30 protein-coding genes are annotated in these 20525 nt (G+C 35.4%); 23 read left to right on the top strand and 7 right to left on the bottom strand.

The window, feature by feature from the left end; translation table 11 throughout:
* The 23 genes from rpsH to tkt all read left to right on the top strand — a co-directional run bounded on the left by rpsH (position 1) and on the right by tkt (position 15221).
* Positions 1 to 396, top strand: coding sequence for a 30S ribosomal protein S8 (gene rpsH, locus BM227_RS08400; protein ID WP_092912933.1), 396 nt, complete (start codon positions 1 to 3; stop codon positions 394 to 396).
* 9 nt (positions 397 to 405) lie between these two features.
* A complete protein-coding gene (gene rplF, locus BM227_RS08395; RefSeq protein WP_092912931.1) occupies positions 406 to 939 on the top strand; it encodes a 50S ribosomal protein L6 in 534 nt (177 codons plus the stop codon).
* 10 nt (positions 940 to 949) lie between these two features.
* Complete coding sequence (gene rplR, locus BM227_RS08390; RefSeq protein ID WP_092912929.1) at positions 950 to 1306, top strand: 50S ribosomal protein L18; 357 nt, start codon at positions 950 to 952, stop codon at positions 1304 to 1306.
* 10 nt (positions 1307 to 1316) lie between these two features.
* Positions 1317 to 1760, top strand: coding sequence for a 30S ribosomal protein S5 (gene rpsE, locus BM227_RS08385; RefSeq protein ID WP_092912926.1), 444 nt, complete (start codon positions 1317 to 1319; stop codon positions 1758 to 1760).
* Positions 1761 to 1763: 3 nt separating this feature from the next.
* Entirely contained in the window at positions 1764 to 2162 is a 399-nt protein-coding gene (gene rplO / locus BM227_RS08380) for a 50S ribosomal protein L15 (protein WP_092912924.1), read from the top strand.
* 2 nt (positions 2163 to 2164) lie between these two features.
* Complete coding sequence (gene secY, locus BM227_RS08375) at positions 2165 to 3427, top strand: preprotein translocase subunit SecY (protein WP_092912922.1); 1263 nt, start codon at positions 2165 to 2167, stop codon at positions 3425 to 3427.
* Positions 3427 to 4185, top strand: a complete 759-nt coding sequence (gene map / locus BM227_RS08370) for a type I methionyl aminopeptidase (protein ID WP_092912920.1) — start codon at positions 3427 to 3429, stop codon at positions 4183 to 4185. Before secY ends, map begins: the two co-directional genes overlap by 1 nt.
* Before the next feature lie 9 nt (positions 4186 to 4194).
* The gene (infA, locus tag BM227_RS08365; RefSeq protein WP_092912918.1) at positions 4195 to 4413 is read left to right on the top strand and encodes a translation initiation factor IF-1; all 219 of its coding nucleotides are present in this window, start codon (positions 4195 to 4197) and stop codon (positions 4411 to 4413) included.
* A 275-nt stretch (positions 4414 to 4688) separates the two neighbouring features.
* Positions 4689 to 4802 (top strand): 50S ribosomal protein L36, encoded by a 114-nt coding sequence (rpmJ, locus tag BM227_RS08360; protein WP_092912916.1) that lies wholly within the window; start codon positions 4689 to 4691, stop codon positions 4800 to 4802.
* A gap of 3 nt (positions 4803 to 4805) precedes the next feature.
* The gene (gene rpsM, locus BM227_RS08355; RefSeq protein ID WP_092912914.1) at positions 4806 to 5174 is read left to right on the top strand and encodes a 30S ribosomal protein S13; all 369 of its coding nucleotides are present in this window, start codon (positions 4806 to 4808) and stop codon (positions 5172 to 5174) included.
* 10 nt (positions 5175 to 5184) lie between these two features.
* Positions 5185 to 5577, top strand: coding sequence for a 30S ribosomal protein S11 (gene rpsK, locus BM227_RS08350; protein ID WP_092912912.1), 393 nt, complete (start codon positions 5185 to 5187; stop codon positions 5575 to 5577).
* Positions 5578 to 5586: 9 nt separating this feature from the next.
* Entirely contained in the window at positions 5587 to 6213 is a 627-nt protein-coding gene (rpsD, locus tag BM227_RS08345; RefSeq protein ID WP_092912910.1) for a 30S ribosomal protein S4, read from the top strand.
* A 185-nt stretch (positions 6214 to 6398) separates the two neighbouring features.
* On the top strand, positions 6399 to 7400 hold the full coding sequence (locus BM227_RS08340; protein WP_092912908.1) for a DNA-directed RNA polymerase subunit alpha: 1002 nt from the start codon (positions 6399 to 6401) through the stop codon (positions 7398 to 7400).
* 17 nt (positions 7401 to 7417) lie between these two features.
* Positions 7418 to 7768, top strand: coding sequence for a 50S ribosomal protein L17 (gene rplQ, locus BM227_RS08335; protein WP_092912906.1), 351 nt, complete (start codon positions 7418 to 7420; stop codon positions 7766 to 7768).
* A 186-nt stretch (positions 7769 to 7954) separates the two neighbouring features.
* A complete protein-coding gene (locus tag BM227_RS08330; protein WP_092912904.1) occupies positions 7955 to 8233 on the top strand; it encodes a NifU family protein in 279 nt (92 codons plus the stop codon).
* Between the two features lie 73 nt (positions 8234 to 8306).
* Entirely contained in the window at positions 8307 to 8885 is a 579-nt protein-coding gene (locus BM227_RS08325; protein ID WP_092912902.1) for a tetratricopeptide repeat protein, read from the top strand.
* Positions 8885 to 10174, top strand: a complete 1290-nt coding sequence (locus BM227_RS08320) for a UDP-N-acetylmuramoyl-L-alanyl-D-glutamate--2,6-diaminopimelate ligase (protein ID WP_245757046.1) — start codon at positions 8885 to 8887, stop codon at positions 10172 to 10174. The genes BM227_RS08325 and BM227_RS08320 overlap by 1 nt, the downstream gene beginning before the upstream one ends.
* Before the next feature lie 157 nt (positions 10175 to 10331).
* A complete protein-coding gene (locus BM227_RS08315) occupies positions 10332 to 10709 on the top strand; it encodes a (2Fe-2S) ferredoxin domain-containing protein (protein ID WP_092912898.1) in 378 nt (125 codons plus the stop codon).
* 2 nt (positions 10710 to 10711) lie between these two features.
* Positions 10712 to 11080 (top strand): aspartate 1-decarboxylase, encoded by a 369-nt coding sequence (gene panD, locus BM227_RS08310; RefSeq protein ID WP_092912896.1) that lies wholly within the window; start codon positions 10712 to 10714, stop codon positions 11078 to 11080.
* Complete coding sequence (locus BM227_RS08305; RefSeq protein WP_092912894.1) at positions 11080 to 11412, top strand: YbaB/EbfC family nucleoid-associated protein; 333 nt, start codon at positions 11080 to 11082, stop codon at positions 11410 to 11412. The genes panD and BM227_RS08305 overlap by 1 nt, the downstream gene beginning before the upstream one ends.
* On the top strand, positions 11412 to 12392 hold the full coding sequence (locus BM227_RS08300) for a PDZ domain-containing protein (RefSeq protein ID WP_092912893.1): 981 nt from the start codon (positions 11412 to 11414) through the stop codon (positions 12390 to 12392). The genes BM227_RS08305 and BM227_RS08300 overlap by 1 nt, the downstream gene beginning before the upstream one ends.
* A gap of 26 nt (positions 12393 to 12418) precedes the next feature.
* A complete protein-coding gene (locus BM227_RS08295) occupies positions 12419 to 13270 on the top strand; it encodes a polyprenyl synthetase family protein (protein WP_092912891.1) in 852 nt (283 codons plus the stop codon).
* Positions 13271 to 13277: 7 nt separating this feature from the next.
* A complete protein-coding gene (gene tkt, locus BM227_RS08290) occupies positions 13278 to 15221 on the top strand; it encodes a transketolase (protein ID WP_245757045.1) in 1944 nt (647 codons plus the stop codon).
* On the opposite strand, the gene BM227_RS08285 is transcribed toward tkt, so the two are convergent.
* From BM227_RS08285 to BM227_RS08255, 7 genes are all read right to left on the bottom strand, one after another.
* Complete coding sequence (locus tag BM227_RS08285) at positions 15218 to 15958, bottom strand: arginyltransferase (protein WP_281244313.1); 741 nt, start codon at positions 15956 to 15958, stop codon at positions 15218 to 15220. The two genes, tkt and BM227_RS08285, sit on opposite strands and share 4 nt — an antisense overlap.
* Before the next feature lie 11 nt (positions 15959 to 15969).
* On the bottom strand, positions 15970 to 16713 hold the full coding sequence (locus tag BM227_RS08280) for a YaaA family protein (protein ID WP_092912887.1): 744 nt from the start codon (positions 16711 to 16713) through the stop codon (positions 15970 to 15972).
* Between the two features lie 214 nt (positions 16714 to 16927).
* On the bottom strand, positions 16928 to 17317 hold the full coding sequence (locus tag BM227_RS08275) for a c-type cytochrome (protein ID WP_092912886.1): 390 nt from the start codon (positions 17315 to 17317) through the stop codon (positions 16928 to 16930).
* 86 nt (positions 17318 to 17403) lie between these two features.
* Complete coding sequence (locus BM227_RS08270) at positions 17404 to 17676, bottom strand: EscU/YscU/HrcU family type III secretion system export apparatus switch protein (protein ID WP_092912884.1); 273 nt, start codon at positions 17674 to 17676, stop codon at positions 17404 to 17406.
* Positions 17670 to 17999, bottom strand: a complete 330-nt coding sequence (locus tag BM227_RS08265; RefSeq protein ID WP_092912882.1) for a cupin domain-containing protein — start codon at positions 17997 to 17999, stop codon at positions 17670 to 17672. The genes BM227_RS08270 and BM227_RS08265 overlap by 7 nt, the downstream gene beginning before the upstream one ends.
* Positions 18000 to 18013: 14 nt before the next feature.
* Positions 18014 to 18631: a riboflavin synthase gene (locus BM227_RS08260; RefSeq protein ID WP_092912880.1), complete on the bottom strand. Its 618-nt coding sequence runs from the start codon at positions 18629 to 18631 to the stop codon at positions 18014 to 18016.
* An 18-nt stretch (positions 18632 to 18649) separates the two neighbouring features.
* Positions 18650 to 20170, bottom strand: coding sequence for a hypothetical protein (locus BM227_RS08255; protein ID WP_092912878.1), 1521 nt, complete (start codon positions 20168 to 20170; stop codon positions 18650 to 18652).
* Between the last annotated feature and the right edge of the window lie 355 nt (positions 20171 to 20525).

Raw genomic sequence — 20525 nt, 5'->3', positions numbered from 1 at the left:
ATGGTGAACGATCTGATTGCAGATTCTCTGACACGCATCAGAAACGCATCAATGCGACGACTTGAAGTCACAACACTGATGTATAGTAAAATTGTTGAAGCTATCATGAAAATCTTTCAAGAGAAAGGTTACATTGAGAGCTATAAAGTAGTTGAAAACGAAGGTAAAAAGAGCATCAATGTTGTGCTCAAGTATGATGACAATGGACGTAGCGTAATCAATGAGATTAAACGTATATCTAAGCCTGGTCGTCGTATCTATCAGGGCAAAGAGGCTATTAAGCGATTTAAAAATGGCTATGGTACTATTGTAGTTAGTACATCTCAGGGTGTTCTTCCAAATGATGAAGCGTACAAGCGCGGCATCGGTGGCGAAGTTCTCTGTAGTATTTGGTAAGGATTAAAAATGTCACGAATAGGAAAGAAACCGATTGATATCCCGGCTGGTGTAGAAGTAAAAGTCGAGGGTACAGAAGTTGTCGTTTCCAAAGGAAAAGATGTAAAGCGTCTCGATACTCATGGTCGTGTAGACATTGAAATTGCAAATAATCAAATTATTTTCCACCGAAAAGGTGAAAATAAAGCAAGCAGTGCATTCTGGGGTACTTACCGTGCTCTGACACAAAACATGATCATTGGCTTGACTCAAGGGTTTGAGAAGAAACTTGAAATTAACGGTGTTGGATATCGTGCAGCTGTTAAGGGGAAAGTTCTTGAACTCCAACTAGGTTTTTCTCACCCTGTTAACTATGATATTCCTGAAGGAATTGAGATTGCAGTTGAAAAGAATGTTATATCTGTAAAAGGTACAGATAAGCAAAAAGTTGGTCAGGTAGCAGCTGAGATTCGTGCATTCCGTCCACCTGAACCTTACAAAGGTAAAGGTGTTAAATATGTGGATGAAGTTATTCTCCGCAAAGCCGGTAAAACAGGTAAATAAGGGTTGAAAAATGAATAGAACATTACTTTTGAAGAAAAACCTGCAGCGCGCAAAGCGTAAAGCGCGTGTTCGCGGCAAAATTTCTGGTACTGCAGATAAGCCGCGTGTTACCGTGTTCCGATCTAACAAGCACTTTTATGCTCAAGCGATTGATGATGTTGCCGGTGTGACACTAGCTGCTGCAGACGGTCGTGCAATGGGACTAAAAGCAAACAAAGAAGCAGCTGTTAAAGTTGCTGAAACTTTAGCTGCTGCAATGAAAGCTAAAGGTCTAGAAAAAGCGGTATTCGACCGTAACGGATACATCTATCACGGTGTTGTTGCGGCATTTGCCGATGCTTTACGTGAAAACGGAATACAGGTGTAAAGGTAAGAGCATGGAAAATATCAATCGAGAAGATTTTGAAGAAGTAATCGTCAACATCGGCCGTGTCACTAAAGTTGTCAAAGGTGGTCGACGTTTCCGATTTACAGCACTCGTTGTTGTGGGTGACCGCAATGGAACTGTCGGCTTTGGTATGGGTAAAGCTAAAGAGGTTCCTGATGCGATCCGCAAGGGAATCGATGAAGCATTTAAAAACTTGGTTAAAGTCAATATCAAAGGCTCAACAATTGCTCATGATATTGAACATAAATATAACTCAAGTAAAATATTGCTTAAACCGGCTAGTGAAGGTACCGGAGTTATTGCCGGTGGTGCTGCACGCCCAGTAATTGAACTTGCCGGAATTAAAGATATCCTGACTAAATCACTAGGTTCAAACAATCCAAACAACCTAGTACGAGCAACTGTTGAAGCTCTTAGCAGAATTAAAGGATAAGCGATGTCACTTCACAATCTTACAAATGCTCAAGGAAGCACCAAGAACCGTAAGCGTGTTGGACGTGGTCAAGGTAGCGGAATGGGCAAAACTGCTACACGTGGTAATAAAGGACAGAAGTCTAGAACTGGATATAAGCAAAAACGCGGCTTTGAGGGCGGACAGCAACCAATTCAGCGACGCTTACCAAAAATCGGTTTTACTTCAAGAGTAGAAAAGCCGTATGTGCTAAATATAGAGCGTGTTCCTGCAATTGCAGAGCTTGAAGAGATTACTATGGAGACACTCTCAAGTGTTCATACCATTAAAGGTAAATATAAGCGCGTTAAATTGATCGGTAAAGCTGCTCGTGAGCTTGCTGCAAAAATTAAAGACGAGCGAATTTCGACCAGCGGAAAATAACAATGAATAAATCATTGGTCAATAAAATCCTAATAACTTTGGGATTTTTGCTGGCATACCGGATCCTGGCCTATGTGCCGGTTCCCGGTGTTAACATCGATGTAATCAAAGAGTTCTTTGATACCAACTCAAACAATGCATTAGGCATGTTCAATATGTTCAGTGGAAATGCTGTTGAACGTCTTAGTATAATTTCACTCGGAATTATGCCTTACATTACTGCTTCAATCATTATGGAACTACTTGCTGCAACCTTTCCTGAACTCGGTAAAATGAAAAAAGAGCGTGACGGAATGACAAAATATATGCAAATTATCCGTTATGCCACAATTGCTATTACATTAATTCAAGCAGTAGGTGTAGCCATTGGACTTCAAAGTCTTACAGGAAAAGGCGGCGAAAGTGCAATAATGATTGATACAACAACGTTTATTACAGTTGCAGCATTCTCTATGCTTACTGGTACTATGCTTTTAATGTGGATTGGTGAACAGATTACCCAAAGAGGTGTGGGTAATGGTATATCTTTGATTATCTTTGCCGGCATTGTCTCTTCTATTCCGTCAGCAATAGGCGGTACAATAAATTTGGTAAATACTGGTGAACTTAACTTTTTAGTAGTTCTAGCTATATTGGCAATCATTATTGCAACTGTTGGCTTTATTATTTATGTTGAACTTGGTGAGCGAAGAGTTCCTGTAAGCTATTCGCGTAAAGTAATGATGCAAAATCAGCAAAAACGGGTAATGAACTATATTCCGATAAAAGTGAATTTAAGTGGGGTAATTCCTCCAATATTTGCATCTGCAATATTGATGTTCCCGTCAACAATTTTGCAAGCATCAACTAATCCTATAGTTCAAAAGATATCAGATTTTCTGAATCCAAACAGCTATACATTCAACTTTTTGATGTTCCTGTTTGTCATTTTCTTTGCCTATTTTTATGCTTCAATTGTCTTTAATGCAAAAGATATTGCAGATAATCTCAAACGTCAAGGTGGTTTTATTCCGGGTGTTCGTCCTGGTGAACATACGGCAGAATTTCTAAATGAAGTTGCCAGCAGATTGACATTTTGGGGTGCAATTTACCTTGCGCTTATATCTACACTTCCGTGGATCTTGGTTAAGAGTATGGGAGTACCATTCTACTTTGGCGGTACAGCTGTTCTGATTGTTGTACAAGTCGCTTTAGATACCATGCGTAAAATAGAAGCTCAGATCTATATGAGCAAATATGAAACTCTAAGTGCGGTGGGCCTCTAATGTCCATCGCAATCCGCAAGCCTGCAGAGATCGAGATATTAAGAAAAGCAAATAAAATTGTTAAAGAGACACTAAATTATCTGGAAAATAATATTAAACCAGGTATGACTCTTAAAGAGATCGATGCAATGGGCGAAGACTTTGTCCGTTCACAAGGTGCTCGACCATCATTTAAAGGTCTGTATGGTTTTCCAGCTTCTGTTTGTACATCTTTAAATGAGGTTATCATTCATGGTATTCCAGATGATACCAAAGTTAAAGTGGGTGATATTTTAGGACTAGATATTGGTACAGAGTATAAAGGATGGTATGGTGATGCTGCTGTTACAATTCCAATTGGTAAAATTTCAGAAGAGGATGAAAAACTTATAGCTTGTGCAAAAGATGCACTTTACTACGCTATAGATATAATCAAGCCTGGATTACGTTTTAAAGAGCTTAGTTTAGAGCTGGAAAAATTCATTAAATCAAGAGGGTATACACCACTTCTTAATTTCTGTGGTCATGGTATTGGACGTAAACCACATGAAGAGCCTGAAATACCAAATTATTTAGAGCATGGATCACCAAAAAGCGGACCTAAAATTAAAAATGGCATGGTATTCTGTCTTGAACCAATGGTTTGTCAAAAAGTAGGAATACCTAAAATTTTGGATGATAAATGGTCTGTTGTAAGTCAAGACGGCTTAAGAGGCAGCCACTATGAACATACTGTAGTTGTAGTGGGAAACAGAGCTGAAATTTTATCGCAAGCGTAAGGAGTTAGAATGGCTAAAGATGATGTAATAGAAATAGACGGTAAGGTAATTGAAGCACTTCCAAATGCTACTTTTCGTGTAGAGTTGGAAAATGGACATGTTGTATTGTGTCATATTGCAGGTAAAATGCGTATGCACTACATTAGAATTCTTCCAGGAGACAAGGTTAAGGTTGAACTTACACCTTACAGCTTGGATAAAGGGCGCATAACTTACAGATATAAGTAAGCTGTAAGTTGCCTTAAAGTATAATTCCATCCCCTTTTCCATCTACGTGAAGGAGTTTTGCATAAATTGCACTGTTTATGCAAGGGTCGGTTTGATCTAACTCATCAAACCTGTTTGGGGCAAATTCCAAGTTATGGGTTTGTTGTTCAGTGCAGTAGTAGAAATAGAATAATTAGGCGGCTTTAATACTGTATTGTATAAGCCTTCTGCTGAGTTGACTCAGCATTAGCGTAGTTGTATAAGTTATGCTTGTGCAACATATAAAGGAGCTAATAATGAAAGTTAGACCATCGGTTAAAAAGATGTGCGACAAATGTAAGATCATTAAAAGAAAAGGCATTGTTCGCGTCATCTGTGTTAACCCAAAACACAAACAGAGACAAGGATAAAAGATGGCACGTATTGCAGGTGTTGATCTACCTAAGAAAAAACGTATGGAGTATGCTTTAACATACATCTATGGTATCGGATTGGCAACTTCAAGAAAAATTCTTGATGCAACTGGTATCAGTTATGATAAGCGTGTACACGAGTTAACTGAAGATGAAGCTGCAGCTATTCGTAATGAGATCCAAAACAACTATATGGTTGAAGGGGATCTACGTAAAAAAGTTGCAATGGACATCAAAGCATTGATGGACCTTGGTAACTATCGCGGTCTTCGCCATCGACGCGGTCTTCCAGTTCGTGGACAGAAGACAAAAACCAATGCTCGTACACGCAAAGGTAAACGTAAAACTGTCGGCGCAGCTAGCAAGTAAGGAGTAAGCAGTGGCTAAACGTAAAACAACAAGAAAAAAGATTGTAAAAAAGAATATTGCACGCGGTGTAGTTTACATCAGTGCTACATACAACAACACTGTAATCACCGTAACTGATGAAGCAGGTAATGTGATTTCATGGAGCAGTGCAGGTTCTCTTGGATTTAAGGGAAGCAAAAAGTCTACTCCTTATGCAGCACAGCAAGCTGTTGAAGATGCAATGGCAAAAGCTATGGAGCATGGAATTAAAGAGGTCGGTATTAAAGTACAGGGACCTGGAAGCGGTCGTGAGACTGCAGTAAAAAGCGTAGGCGCAATCGAGGGAATAAGAGTAATGTGGTTTAAAGATATTACTCCACTTCCACATAATGGTTGTAGACCTCCGAAACGACGACGAGTATAAGGGGACGAGATGGCACGATATAGAGGACCAGTAGAAAAGATCGAACGTCGCCTTGGCGTGAGTCTCGGACTCAAAGGCGAAAGAAGACTAGCAGGAAAAAGCGCAATTGATAAACGTCCATATGCACCAGGACAGCATGGACAAAGAAGAACAAAAATCAGTGAATATGGTTTGCAGTTGCGTGAAAAGCAAAAGGCGAAATTTATGTACGGTGTTGCAGAAAAGCAATTCCGACGACTCTTTAAAGATGCAAGCCGAATGGAAGGTAACACAGGGGAAAACCTAATTACTCTTCTAGAGAGACGACTTGACAATGTTGTTTATCGAATGGGATTTGCAACAACACGAGCATTCGCACGTCAGCTTGTAACTCATGGACATATTCTTGTTGATGGAAAACGAGTAAACATTCCTTCTTACCGCGTTAAACCAGGACAGAAGATTGAAGTAAAAGAGAAAAGCAAAAACAATCCACAAATTCAAAGAGCAATGGAGTTAACTAGACAAACTGGTATTTCTCCTTGGATTGATGTTGATCACGATAAAGCTTTTGGTATTTTCACTAGAATTCCAGAGCGTGAAGAAGTTGTAATTCCTGTTGAAGAACGATTGATCGTCGAGCTTTACAGCAAGTAATAGTTAATAGTTGAGTTGCCAATGAAACCCTTATCATCAAATTGTGATTTGGTGGGGGTTTCTCTCGCCAAAGGCGTAGATTTCTCAAAGAGAGTGCTAAAGCACAACCTCAAAGAGAGTGCAAAGCACAACAGTGAGAGGAATTTCTTTGGGAACTTGTTCGCAAAGAAAGGAGACATTTTAAAGTGAAAAGAATAAAAACATCGCCCTTTATGCCAAGCGAGGTTGAAATTGAGCAGACTGGTGAAAACAGGATGCGAATTACAGCATATCCATTTGAAACAGGATATGCAGTTTCATTAGCTCATCCAATCAGACGCCTACTTCTTGGAAGTACTATTGGGTATGCACCTATAGGTGTTAAAATTGAAGGAGCATCACACGAATTTGACTCTGTTCGTGGAATGCTTGAGGATGTTGCAATATTTATTATCAACCTCAAAAATCTTCGTTTTAAAATCAAAGGTGATGAAAAAAAGGTAGAAGTAAATTATAGTTTTACTGGACCAATAGAAATCACCGGTGCAGATTTAAGCAATGAACAGGTAGAAGTAGTTACACCTGACGGTTTTCTGGCAACTTTAAATGAAGATGCTGAACTAAATTTTTCACTACTTATTCATCAGGGCATTGGTTATGTTCCTAGTGAAGATTTACGTGACGAATTGCCTGAAGGTTTTATTGCACTAGATGCATTCTTTACACCAGTTCGTGCTGCAAACTATACAATAGAGAATATGCTGGTTGAAGACAATCCTAACTATGAGAAGATTGTTTTTGACATAGAAACAGATGGACAGATTGATCCTGTTACAGCATTCAAAAACACTATAGAAGTTATGTATCGACAGATGTCTGTATTTAATAATATATTAGACATCAATGTTTCAGAAGAGGTTACTGCACCTGCGGCAGAAAATTCTCTTGTAAAAACATTAATGCAGGGATTGGATACTTTAGGTCTTAGTGCCAGAAGTTTCAACTCTCTTGAGCGTGCAGGTTTGAAATATCTTGGCGAACTTGTACTAATGAGTGAAAGCGAGCTTAAAGATATAAAAAATCTTGGTAAAAAATCTTTAGAAGAGATTAAAGCAAAACTTGAAGAGCTTGGGTTCCCTGTTGGAACTGAACTTGATCAAGAGACTGCTAAACAGCTGAAAAAGAAAATAGAAAGCTCAAAAAAATAAAATAATAAGGAATAACGATGAGACATAGACATGGATATCGCAAACTTAGCCGAACATCTTCTCATCGCGCTGCTTTATTGAAAAACCTATCTATTGCTTTAGTTGAGCATGGTCGTATTGAGACTACTCTTGCTAAAGCAAAAACACTAAGAAGTGTTTTTGAAAAAATGGTTACTCGTGCTAAAGCAGGCGATTTCAATGCACACCGTGCAGTTTTTGCTAAGTTACAGGACAAAAAAGCAACAAAAAAACTTGTTGAAGAGATTGCTCCTAAATATGCAGAACGAAATGGTGGTTATACCAGAATCATTAAAACACGCCAGCGACGTGGAGACTCTGCGGAGATGGCAATTATCGAGCTAGTATAAGCTTTGATATTTCGGGACTAAATGTCCCGAAATTAAATTCTTCTAAACTCTTCTAATTTTTTCAAAAATCTGTTGCCAAATTTTATCAATTTTGTTATTATAGAAGTCTAAACAGTCTTAAAACCAAATAGTCTAATATATCAGGGTTTTATAACTGTTTAATAATCTATTATCAGGATAAAAAGAATGATACCATTTAGCGATGAAGATTTATACCCAGCTGTACAAAATGTTATTGAAAAAGTAAGACCATCTCTTGCTTTAGATGGTGGTGATATTAAATTGCTTGGTATAAAAAATGCCAAAGTGTATGTACAATTGCAAGGTGCATGTATTGGATGTCCTAGTAGTGGAAATACATTAAAGTATGGTGTAGAACGTCAAATGAGAATGGATATACATCCTGAAATCGAGGTTGTAAATGTACCTGTTGGTATGGAAGATCAGTGGGATAAACTTGCATAATAACTATATAAAATTATAGTTTAAGATGAATATTTTTGCCGATATATTTTCGGTAAAAAGGAGATATGAAAAAGTGAAAACAAAAAAAACAGAAAAAATTCTAGAGCGAGCCGAGAACTATTTTTATAGCGGTGAGTATGAAGAAGCAATGCGTATATATGGTCTATTATTAAAAGATTTTCCTAATTTACAAGAAGCAAGAATTGGTGCGATTTTAAGCGATATAGCAAATGAGAATGATGAAGAGGCACAAGCCCTTTTTGAGTACTATCAAGTTTTAAAAAGTGAAGATAATGAGAATGCTGAAAAGATAATTGAAGAGATGATAGTCTCATTGGATGATGCATTAGAAAAAATTTCTACTCTTTTAGATGGAACGCTGTTAGGCAAAGATGAATATGTTAATGGAATTAGTTACGAAGATTTTAAAGAGCTAGTAAGACAGCGTGGTAGTTTTAGACGTGCTTTTGAGGATATTATGTTCTCTACGCGTGTAGTTATTACAGATAAAAAAGATTTACTTGATTTTTTACAACAACTTGTAAATAACGGATTTAACGATATGGCAATGAGATACATAGAAGGTGTAGCATTGGCATATCCTGGTGAAGAAAAATTACAAGATTTAATTAAGAAGATGAAGGATTTATAGTGACAGTCGATTTCGGTGGTGATATCGGCATTGTCACTGATGATAGTCGTGAAGCAGATAAAGATAAACATTTTCTTGTTACCAAACTTAATAAAAGTTATATTGAAGAAGCGACATCAAAAAATGCCAAACTTATAACCCCAAAAGAGTTAATAGAAAAGTTAGGGTTAAACAGTTTAGATGTAGTTGGAATAACTGGTACAAATGGCAAAACAACTACAGCAGCAGCTATTTACTCAATTTTGCTTGACTTGGGGTATAAAACTGCACTTCAAGGAACAAGAGGACTTTTTATAAACGATAAAAAGATAGAAGATAAGTCTTTGACTACTCCTCCTTCTTTGGCAACTATATATCATATGTTTGAAGCAAAAAAATCGCTATGTGAATTTTTTGTAATGGAAGTCAGTTCACATGCAATTGATCAAAATCGCATAGAAGGCATAGAGTTTGCTTTAAAAATACATACAAATGTTACAAGTGATCATTTAGACTATCACAAAACTTTAGAAGAGTATCGTGCTGTAAAAAGCAGTTTTTTTCAAGATAGTGGTAAAAAACTTATAAATCGTGATGAAGATATTTTACATTTTAATATACAAAACAGTTTTAGTTATGGTATTGAAAACCCTGCAACATATAAAATAATGGCATATACTCTAGGTGGAGGAGTCAGCGGAGTTTTAAAACATTTTGAGACAGTTGTACCATTTGAAACTACACTTCAAGGATTTTTTAACCTTTATAACATAACAGCAGCTATAGCAGCAGTACATATTTTGACAGATGAAGATCTTGGTGAAATTTGTGAAGCAGCAGAAAATTTTGGTGGTGTTTCCGGGCGTATGGAGACAGTAAGTGAAAAACCTCTTATAATTGTAGATTTTGCTCATACAGAAGATGGCATAAAACAAGTTCTTGATTCATTAAAAGAGAAAGAGGTACGTGTAGTATTTGGTGCTGGAGGCGATAGAGATAGAAGCAAACGCCCTGCTATGGGACGTGCAGCAGCATCTATAGCTAAAAAAGTATATATAACAAGTGATAATCCTAGAAGCGAAGATCCAGCAAAAATTATAGATGAAATTGCTGAAGGAATTAAAGAAAAAGATAAGATTGAAAAAATAGTTGATAGAAAAGAGGCTATTAAAAAAGCTATAGATGAGCTTGAAGATGGAGAAGTGTTACTTGTTTTAGGCAAGGGAGATGAGGCATTTCAAGAGATCAATGGGACAAAGATCCCTTTTGATGACAGAGAAGTAATAAGAGAAATTTTGAATCTTAAATAAAAGTATGAAAAAATAGACTATTTTGTCATCAAATTATGATTAAGCAACTATTTATCTTATCTTTTTTTGTATATTCTGCTAAAATTACGATGTAATAAAATGTTAAGAGACAAACATTATAATTAGGACAAAATTTATCTGAAATAAGGATGGTTACATGGGAATTCCACAACCTGCATTTTATATATTTAAATGTGAACAGTCATCTCCTCCAGGGATGCCTAGACCAAGCTGTGTTACAAATGAGACACGGGACATTTTTCAATATCTTGCACAAAGATTGATGGAGAAAGGAATTATAGGAACTGTTCAGCCTGTTAGAACAGGTTGTTTGAACAGATGTCAGTATGGACCTGTTATGCTAGTTGAACCAGGTCATGTCATGTATGCTGGTCTTACAAAAGAAAAGATTGATAGAATTATTGATGAACATATTATTGGTGGTAAAGTAGTTGAGGACTTTGTAATTGAGTCTGGAGCGTGGGATGATCCTATCTCCCCTGAACAGATGATGAAGATGACCGGAGCAAGTTAACAATGCAGATCGAAATGCTCTATTCAAAAATTCACCGTGCAACAGTTACAGATGCCAACTTGAATTATGTTGGCTCTATAACTATTGATGAAGATTTGCTTGATGCTGCAAAAATGCGTATTGGGCAAAAAGTTGAAATATTAAATATCAATAATGGTGAGCGTTTTAGCACCTATATTATACGCGGTGAGCGAGGTAAAGGCGATATATGTTTAAATGGTGCAGCAGCCCGAAAAGCACATCCCGGCGATAAAATAATTATTGTTGCTTATGCTTCGTATAGTGAAGAAGAGTTAGAAAACTATAAGCCAACTGTTGTGTTAATGAATGAAGAGAGCAATACTATCGCATCTGTGCATGAGGAGCTATAATGTTTGAAGGGCTGAATATGGGTGATCTGGGCAAAATGTTTGAAGAGGTTCAGAAAAAAGCTAAAGAGATTGAAGAAAAAAATGAATCAATTGAACTTACTGCTAAAAGTGGCGGTGGTCTTATAAAGGTCACTGCCAATGGAAAGGGTGAAGTTATTGATCTTGAGATAGATGACTCACTTTTAGAAGATAAAGAAAGTTTACAGATTCTACTCATATCAGCTCTTAATGATCTTTTTAAAATGGTTGAAGATAACAAAAAAAGTGCTGCTTTAAGTATGCTAGGCGGCGGCTTCAACCCTTTTGCTGGAGGGGGCAACAGCCAAAACTAATGAAAATTTGGCTTCTTCTCATCTTTTTTTTATATTCATTCCCTACACTCATTTTTGCAAATGAGTGTAAGAGATTTTTCCCTGGAAGTTTAAAAGTAATAGATGGGTATCCTACTTTTGCTGTGGCAAAAGATAGGTTTATATCATTGAAGTGCCCAAATAATAAAAAAATTATAGCTTATGATCGTTTTAAAGGGTTATGTCTATTTCAAGATACTACAAAAAAACCTTTCTACTTAGCAAAACATAGAACAAATTTCTTTTTTTGTCAGTCTGATAAGCCAAAAAGTGTAACAATTCTTTCTTATCCATCATCCATTTATCCTGGTCTTATTAAGGAGAGTGTAAAAAAGCGGGGAGCTTTGTTTGGTGAATGCTGCCATCTTGCAGGAGTAGTTGACATTAATGGTGAGTGGTATGATGTAACTTCAATAAAAAAATTGCTAAAAAAAGATACTAAACATAGTGATATTGGTATAAGGTTTTCAGTTAATGAAAAATATACAGTAGTAAAAAGAGTTGATCCATTTGTAAACTCACCTCTATTGCCTGGAGATAAAGTTATAAAGATTAATAAAATAAAAAATCCTACACTAAAACAGGTTAGAGATAGAGTTGACAGTTGTAAAGTTGGTAGAAAGATTTTTATAGAGGTAAAAAGAAATAAAAGACTTTTAAGTTATAGAGTTAACTGTTTTAAAAGAGTAGGTGGTGGCAAAGTATCTGATACTTTTTTAGAGCATTTGGGAATATGGTTTGATAAAAACCTTGTAATTACTAATATTGACAAAAGTGGAGCAGGATATAAAAGTGGATTGCGAAAAGGAGACAAACTCTTAAAAATTGATGAAAGTTTGGTTTACAAACAGGTTGATGTTCAAAAAGTTATGTCTAATTACGCAGTTAAAAAAAGTATGCCAAATAGTATGCTTTGGGAACGAGATGGTTTTCAGTTTTTTTTGTCCACAACTTCGATATAATTCGCAAAATATTATAGAAGGCAGTCATGCAGAAATTTGAAAGCTATTTGACTACACATCTTCCGGAAGCACCAAGTTTTCATCCGACATTTAATGAAGCACTTAAAGCAATGCTTCTTGCCGGAGGTAAAAGGTTTCGTCCTCAGCTTTTGCTGGCAGTAGTAGATGCATATGAACCAATGATATGTGAAAGTGCATATCCTGTTGCTATGGCTCTGGAAATGTTACATACATATTCATTGATTCATGATGATCTGCCAGTGATGGATGATGCAGACTTGCGTCGTGGTGAACCGACACTTCATAAAAGGTATGATGAAGTAACAGCAGTACTTGTGGGTGATGCACTTAACACCCATGCTTTTTATATGATTGCAACAGCACCTTTGCATAATGATGTAAAAGTGGCTTTGATTAAAGAGCTTTCATACAGTGGTGGAATTGGTGGAATGGTGCTTGGACAAGCTATTGATTGCTACTTTGAAGGAGAAAAACTTGCTGCTGAACAGATAGACTTTTTGCATGAATATAAAACAGGTCGCTTAATAGCAGCAAGTTTAAAAATGGGTGCAATCATAGCAGGGCTTGATGAAAAAGAACAAGAAGAGCTTTTTAAATTTGGGCTTGATCTTGGTCTTCTTTTTCAGATTCAAGATGACATTATAGATGTTACACAAAGCAGTTGCGAAGCAGGAAAAACTACTGGCAATGATGAAGACAAAAACAGCTATATTAATCATTTTGGGCTAGAAGGATCTCTGAAAAGAGCAGATAATTTAGCTGAAAAGATCAAAGAACAGATGGCTAATTTCGATTTACATCTTAAAGACAAACTAGAACCGATTTTAAATCAATATCTTAACCGACATAAAGGATAAAATGCACATGGATAATCAAATGATGAAAAAAATGACAAATACAATTCGCTTTCTTGCTGCTGATATGGTACAAAATGCAAATAGCGGACACCCAGGTGCACCTATGGGATTGGCTGATGTAGCTGTAGTGCTTTCCAAGCATCTTAAACATAATCCAAAAAATCCAAAATGGATCAATCGTGATCGTCTGGTTTTCAGTGGAGGACATGCTACAGGTTTAATATATTCGCTGCTTCATCTTTGGGGATATGACATCTCTTTAGATGATTTAAAGCAGTTTAGACAGTTAGGAAGTAAAACTCCAGGTCACCCTGAGTATGGACATACTCCTGGAGTAGAGATAACTACTGGTCCATTGGGGCAAGGGGTTGCGAATGCAGTAGGGTTTGCAATGGCAAGCAAATATTGTGCAAACCTTGTAAACTCTGAAACAGCAAAAATTATTGATCATAATGTCTACTGTCTATGCGGCGACGGTGATTTGCAAGAGGGGATCAGTTATGAAGCTTGCTCAATTGCCGGTCATTTAAAGCTTGATAATTTGATTATGATTTATGACTCTAACAATATTACCATTGAAGGAGATACTTCACTTGCTTGGAGTGAAGATGTAAAACTTCGTTTTGAGGCTCAAGGATGGGAAGTTTTAGAGGTAGATGGACACGATTATACCAAGATAGATGAAGCTATTGAGAAAGCTAAAAAGGCAGATAAACCGGTACTTATTATTGCAGATACAGTCATTGCAAAAGGTGCTTGTGAAATGGAGGGTGATCACAACAGTCACGGTGCACCTCTTGGTGAAGATTTGATTGCAAGAGCTAAAAAAGAGGCTGGTTTTGATCCTGATAAGAAGTTCTATATACCAGATGATGTACTTGTTCGTTTCAGATGTGCAGTTGAAGAGGGTGAATTGGCTGAAAAAGAGTGGAACCATCTGTTAAAACAAGCACCATATATTGAACAAAATGAAGCATTAGAGAGACTTCTTAATCCTGATTTTGATGCTATTGAGTGGCCTGAGTTTGAAGCTGGAAGCGAAGTGGCAACAAGAGACAGTAATGGGAAAATTCTAAATGCAATAGCTAAAGCTATACCAGGTTTCCTTGGTGGAAGTGCAGACCTTGCTCCATCTAATAAAACAGAACTAAAAGGTATGGGAGATTTTCCTAAAGGTAAAAATATCCACTTTGGTATCCGAGAACACGCAATGGCAGCTATCACTAACGGTATTGCAGCGTATGGTCCGCTACTACCTTTTAGTGCTACATTCTTTGTGTTCAGTGACTATCTTAAACCATCTGCTCGTATTGCAGCATTAAGTGGTTTACAGCACTTCTTTGTATGGACGCACGACAGTATTGGTGTTGGTGAAGATGGACCAACACATCAGCCAATAGAGCATTTAAGTCAGTTTAGAGCATTACCAGGGTTTTATACATTCAGACCTGCAGATGCTACTGAAAATGTTGCTTGTTGGAAAGCAGCTCTTAAACTTAAAGCACCATCTGCTTTTGTTTGCAGTCGGCAAAAACTAAAAGTCCTTAAAGGAGAGGATGATATTGCTTTTGGTAGTGCTGAAAAAGGCGGTTATCTAATTAAGAAGAGAGAGAATGCAACGATAACTCTCATTGCAACAGGTTCTGAAGTGATGTTGGCTCTTCAGGCTGGGTGCCACTTGGAAGAGCAGGGCATTATGGCTAATGTAGTTTCTGTGCCTTGTTATGAACTATTTGTTGAGCAAGGAGCTGAGTATATAGATGCAGTAATCGATCCAAATACAAAAGTTCTTGCTATCGAAGCAGCTGCAGGTAATGAGTGGTATCGCTTTGCTGATGATGTTCTTTGTATGAACAGTTTTGGAGCAAGCGGTAAAGCCGGTGACTTGTTTGAACACTTCGGCTTTACTATTCCTAATGTTGTTGAGCGCGTAAAAGCATTGTTAGGTTAAATTTCTCTCCACTCCGGCTCTTGTGAAAGAGTCGGAAACCCATCTAAAATCTGCATAGGTTTAAAATTCATTTTATAAGCGAATGATTTACACCCATCTACCCAGTATCCCAAATAGATCCATTTTAATCTAAGTCTTTTAGCAATCTCTATCTGCATCAAAAGAGAGTAAGTCCCAAGTGAATATTTACTATATTCAGGATCATAATAGAAGTAGATAGAGCTGATTCCATCATCAACTATATCTATAAGATCAACCCCAACCAGTTTATCATCTATGAAATATAAAACCTCTTTTCCATAGTTGTGAGAGCCGTCAACAAAGTTTTCATAATAGTGCTGAGAGTTAATAGGTGTATATTTCCAATCACTTATTTCACTTTTATATTTGTGAAATCGATCATATAGATCCAAATGCTCCTTTGTCATTCCAGGTTTTCTAATGTATATATAGGTATCACTATTTTTTTTAATAACACGCTTTTGTGATCTGCTTAGTTTGAAATTTTCTGCATCTATTCGCAGGCTTTTACACTCATTGCATTTAGCACATATAGGATGAAAAAAGTAGCATCCAAAGCGTCTCCAGCCACGTTTGATTAAAGCAGTTACAAGCTCCTTACTTGCTTGACGCATATATCTGTAGTACATTCTAGTATTTTGATCTGGAAGATAGCTACACTTGTAATCAAGCATACAAAAATCAATAGAATGTTCACTGTTTTGCTCTAGATTCACTCTTCTTCCCTTTAAGATAAAATTTCGTAAACAATCTCTTTTTTGTTTTTGATCTCTTTTATCTCAACAATAGATAGATTCTCTATATCCATAGCAAGTAGACTATGTTCATCCATTATTGAGTATTTTGCCATCTCTTTTAAAATGATCCCACGATAAGCTTTAGCCCAGTGGCTTACTGTTTTTCCATTTTTTAAAAACTTCATTGTTATATATGGGGCTTTTATTTTGTAAAATTTATCATAAAATCCTGCACGAAGATCGACAATAGGACCATTTTTTTCAAGATATAGATCTAATTCACTGCTAAAATGCTCTTTATAAAACTTTTCAGGTGCAAACTCACCAATCTTCTCTGCCTGTTTCAATTTATATTCAGGAACTCTATCTTTCGCACAAATAGGACCAAATAGATTTGAAAATATAATAAGATTATTATCAATGTATTGTTTTGCCTTTTCTGAAAGATTTTCATAACCTAAATAGCTGTAAGCTACACCGTCATATCGTTCAACAGCTTTTATACTATTTAGAGCAAAGATGTCTGTTTTGTAGTGTTCAATTAATTTTTCATCTTTTACTCCAAAAAGTTTTTTTAGCTCTTCATTGGAAGCATTGTGTAAAAAGTTGTTATATTTTTTTATGACTTCCTCTCTATATGAGTAAAGGTTTGGAAAACAGAATGCATCTTTGTCAATAGGTGGAAGTGTACCACCAGATTTTTTACCTTCGCTTGGAGCAAATAGTATAGTCATCTATTTCCTTTTTATCTTTTAAATTAAAACCATATTCTTTCAAAATCTAAATGATTATAACATTTTTGCAAAGTAGTAAAATATTGTCAAAAGCTTTATTTTTGCAAAGTGGATAAAATATAAAATGTAACAGGTAAGATAGTTTTTATAAGAAAACCCAATCAGCTTTTAAAAAATATAGCAAGATTGGGTTAATTGAAATAGCAGTAAGTAATTAGTAGCTCATTCCTCTTCCACCGCCTTGTCCGCGTCCCATACCTTGACCTTGTCCTCTTCTTCCTGCTTGAGAGAGAATCCAATCTGCTAACGTATTAAGTTCATCATCAGAGATATTTGGGAAAGGAGGCATAACACTATTTGTAAAGTTAGGATATTTACCTTTTGAACCATTTTTAATACTGTTAATTATGGATGCTTTTGCATTGCTTCCATTAAATCTAAGGTTTCTGTTTGCAACTCCCCTAAAGGCAGGTGCATTTTTTTTACCAATGATAGCATGACATCCCATACAGCCATACTTTTGAGCTATACTTGCACCATCTGATGCATTGAGCAGAAGAGTTGAACAGGCTGTTAATACTAACAACTTTCCTAAATTTCGCATCTTTTCCTCCTCATATTTTTATAGATTATGCTTGATTATAATATTTATTTGTGAACCAAATATGAACATTTTTTATGTATAAATACTTAATTTGAAGATAGTTCTATACTCTCTTCTGCTTTCATTAGCCATACAAAAACTTCTGCTACTGCTTTAAAAAGTTGAGGATCTATTTCTGTGTCAATCTCTTGTTTTGTTAGTGCTTCAGCAAGAATCTCATTTTGAAAAAGAGGTATATCAAATGCTTTTGCTTTTTCAATAATTTTTAGAGCAAGGTCTCCTTTACCTGAGGCAATAACTTTTGGTGCATTGTCATTTAATGAGTTATATTTTAATGCAGCTGCTTTAGGGGTTAGCATAATGCTCCTTTAGTATGAATTGCTAGCCATCTTGTTCCTTTTTCTGTCTTTAAAACTTTATGTGGAGTGTTTGCTGGTATATGAAGAAAATCACCTGGATTCATTACGACCTCTTTTTCATTAATTAAAAGATTTGCTTTGCCTGTAATTAATAGAACTGCTTCATCATGGGGTTGGTTGTATTGAGTAGGTTCAGGTGAATTACTGCTAACAATAACCTCAATAGTTACTTCATTATTTTTTAGAAGAGTTTCAAATAGTTCACCGCTATTTGGAACAGATTTAGAAAAGAGATTTTGAATAGAAAAATGTTTGTATTTCATAATGCTAAGGTTCCTTAATAGAGTGATTGAATATGTTCTATATTTTCCCACCCTTTTTTTCTAATCTGCTCTCTGCGATCTAGAATGTTTGCAACATATCTTGCAAATAGATCAGTCTCTATATTAACTCTTGTACCTATGCTGTAACTGCCAAATCTAGTCTCTTTCATTGTATGTGGAATTATGGTCAGACGAAATCCATTATCATCTACATCATTGACAGTTAAACTTACTCCATCTATCGTAATAGAGCCTTTGGGAATAACATACTCTAAAAATTTAGTTGGAATAGTAATATAAAAATCTGTTCCATTGGTACGTTTTTCAATTTTGGTAATTGTACCTATTGTATCTACATGTCCTTGAACAATATGCCCTTCAAATCTATCACCCATCTGCATAGCTGGTTCAATATGTACTTGACCACTGAAGTTTTCCAATGCCACTACACTTCTTGTTTCATCAGCTACCTCTACTGTAAAGTTGCCTTCACCAACTTTGACAACTGTAAGGCAGACACCATTTACTGCTATGGAGTCACCAATATTAGGACGGTATTTTGCTTTTAGAGAGAGGAACTTGTTATCAAAGCTTATAACTTCAGCCATCTCTCGAATAAGTCCGGTAAACATATTTTTTTGACTCCTAGTTTAAAGATTTTTTATATATTTCTCAATCTCTTTTTTAAGTATATCTTCTTGCAAAGTTTTTTGTAGAATAGAGGAAACATTAGAGTTTTTTGCCATTATAAGAAGATTTTTATCAATTCTATCAGCAAAAAATGAGATTTCAATATCTGGAATAAAGTTTTTTATATCTATTTCTTTAATATTAGGATTAATTATTAATATATGTGGTTGATATTTTTTTATACTATTTATTGCCATCTCTTTTCTTGTAGATAGAAAAACATCTATTTTTTTATCTATTTTAACTATAATATTTTTTACAAGAGTTAAAAAAGCAGGTTCATCATCGAAACATAAAATAACTTTTCTTTTTTGCTCTTCAAAATACTCCTGTAATCTATACAGTTCTTGGTGTTCTAAACTTGCTTTTGATTTATCGATTGACTTTAAGTAATATTTAAGATAAGTCTCTGTGCTAAATTCATCATTAATATCAGCTTTGCTAAAATGCTCTTTGATTAACTCAGAATTTTTCGCTTTTTTCCATATACTTTTATCAAAACGGTAAGCTAAAACATCTAGTATTTTTTTTAATTTTTGATCGTACTCTTTTACAAATAAATTTAGATTGTTTTGAAAATCAAGGTAGTATTTATCGTAAAATTCTTGAATACTTTCAAAATATTTTTTATTTTCTTCTATTAATGTTCCTATTTCATGAATTGTATCAACCAGTTCTCTTTTTAAGTTTTTTATATTTTTATTTAATTGTTTGTATAAGTCACTTTCAATAGGAAGAGTAGAGAGTTTTGCACTTTTCTCTTTTATCGTTGTTTCCAACTTTTCTACTTCTGAATTTAATAAAGATATTTTATCTCTATTTGTTTCAAGTTTTAATTGTAACTTTTTTTGTTCTGGGTGGCGACTTAGAAATATGATGTTATAAGCACTCTTTGTATATAGTGAAGCTTTTTTAAAATTAGTATAAATTTTATAAATTTCGTCAATATCCCTTTTTAAATTTGCTAATTCAAAATTTTCAAAATTACAATCTATCTCTACTAAATTATTGTATGCAGACATTAAAAATCGTTTTGTTTTTATATAATCAAGAGTGTTTCTATATCTTAAATATTTTTTCTTATCAATACACTCTTTTACAACATTTGAAAAATAGTTATAAATTGCTGATTTTGTATCTGTCGCAATATAAGATGGATCAGAGCATAAAATATTACGTATAGACTCTTCATTCTCATCTTTGTCTATTTGAAAGTCAACTTCTAACTCATTAATATCTTCATTTTTTTGATTAGGTTTATCAGATGTGTCTTTGTTATATGTATGTATAGAAATATTTTCATAAAGTTCTATGTTAACAGCTTTTTTACCTGAAATATCAAATAAAACTTTCATATCTTTTTCAGGTGTTTTATTCGTACTCATCCAAGAGTTTAGATGGAATTCAAAAATAGTTCCTGCTGGTGTGGTTATTTTACCTATACTATTTTCAGAATTAAATTCTGAAATTCTCCCTTTCATTAACTGTCCTCCTATAATACATTTATAACTTCTCATCACTCAAAAGAGGATGAAAAAGTTATAAAAGTTGTGTTAGCATAAAGACAGTTGTGTTAGCTGCTTTTTGCAATTCACAGTCAATGGCACAAATTAAAGATCTGTTTGTCCTTGTCAGAAGATGACCCAACAAAGCCTATCTAATTTGGGCTAGCTAACTCACCTATGAAACGCTATTGGAGAGCTTATGTTCTACCGTTCTATAGAGTTAGGAGGCTGTGAGCACAACCCAAATATCAAGCAATCAAGAAGGAGTTATGTTTTATGTACTATGTTGGCATAGATATTGCAAAGAAAAGTCATGTTGCTTGTATTATGA

Source organism: Hydrogenimonas thermophila, assembly GCF_900115615.1.
In the GTDB taxonomy this organism is placed as follows: domain Bacteria; phylum Campylobacterota; class Campylobacteria; order Campylobacterales; family Hydrogenimonadaceae; genus Hydrogenimonas; species Hydrogenimonas thermophila.
Note: the sequence above shows the minus strand (reverse complement) of the source record. Positions and strands in the feature narration are given on the sequence as shown.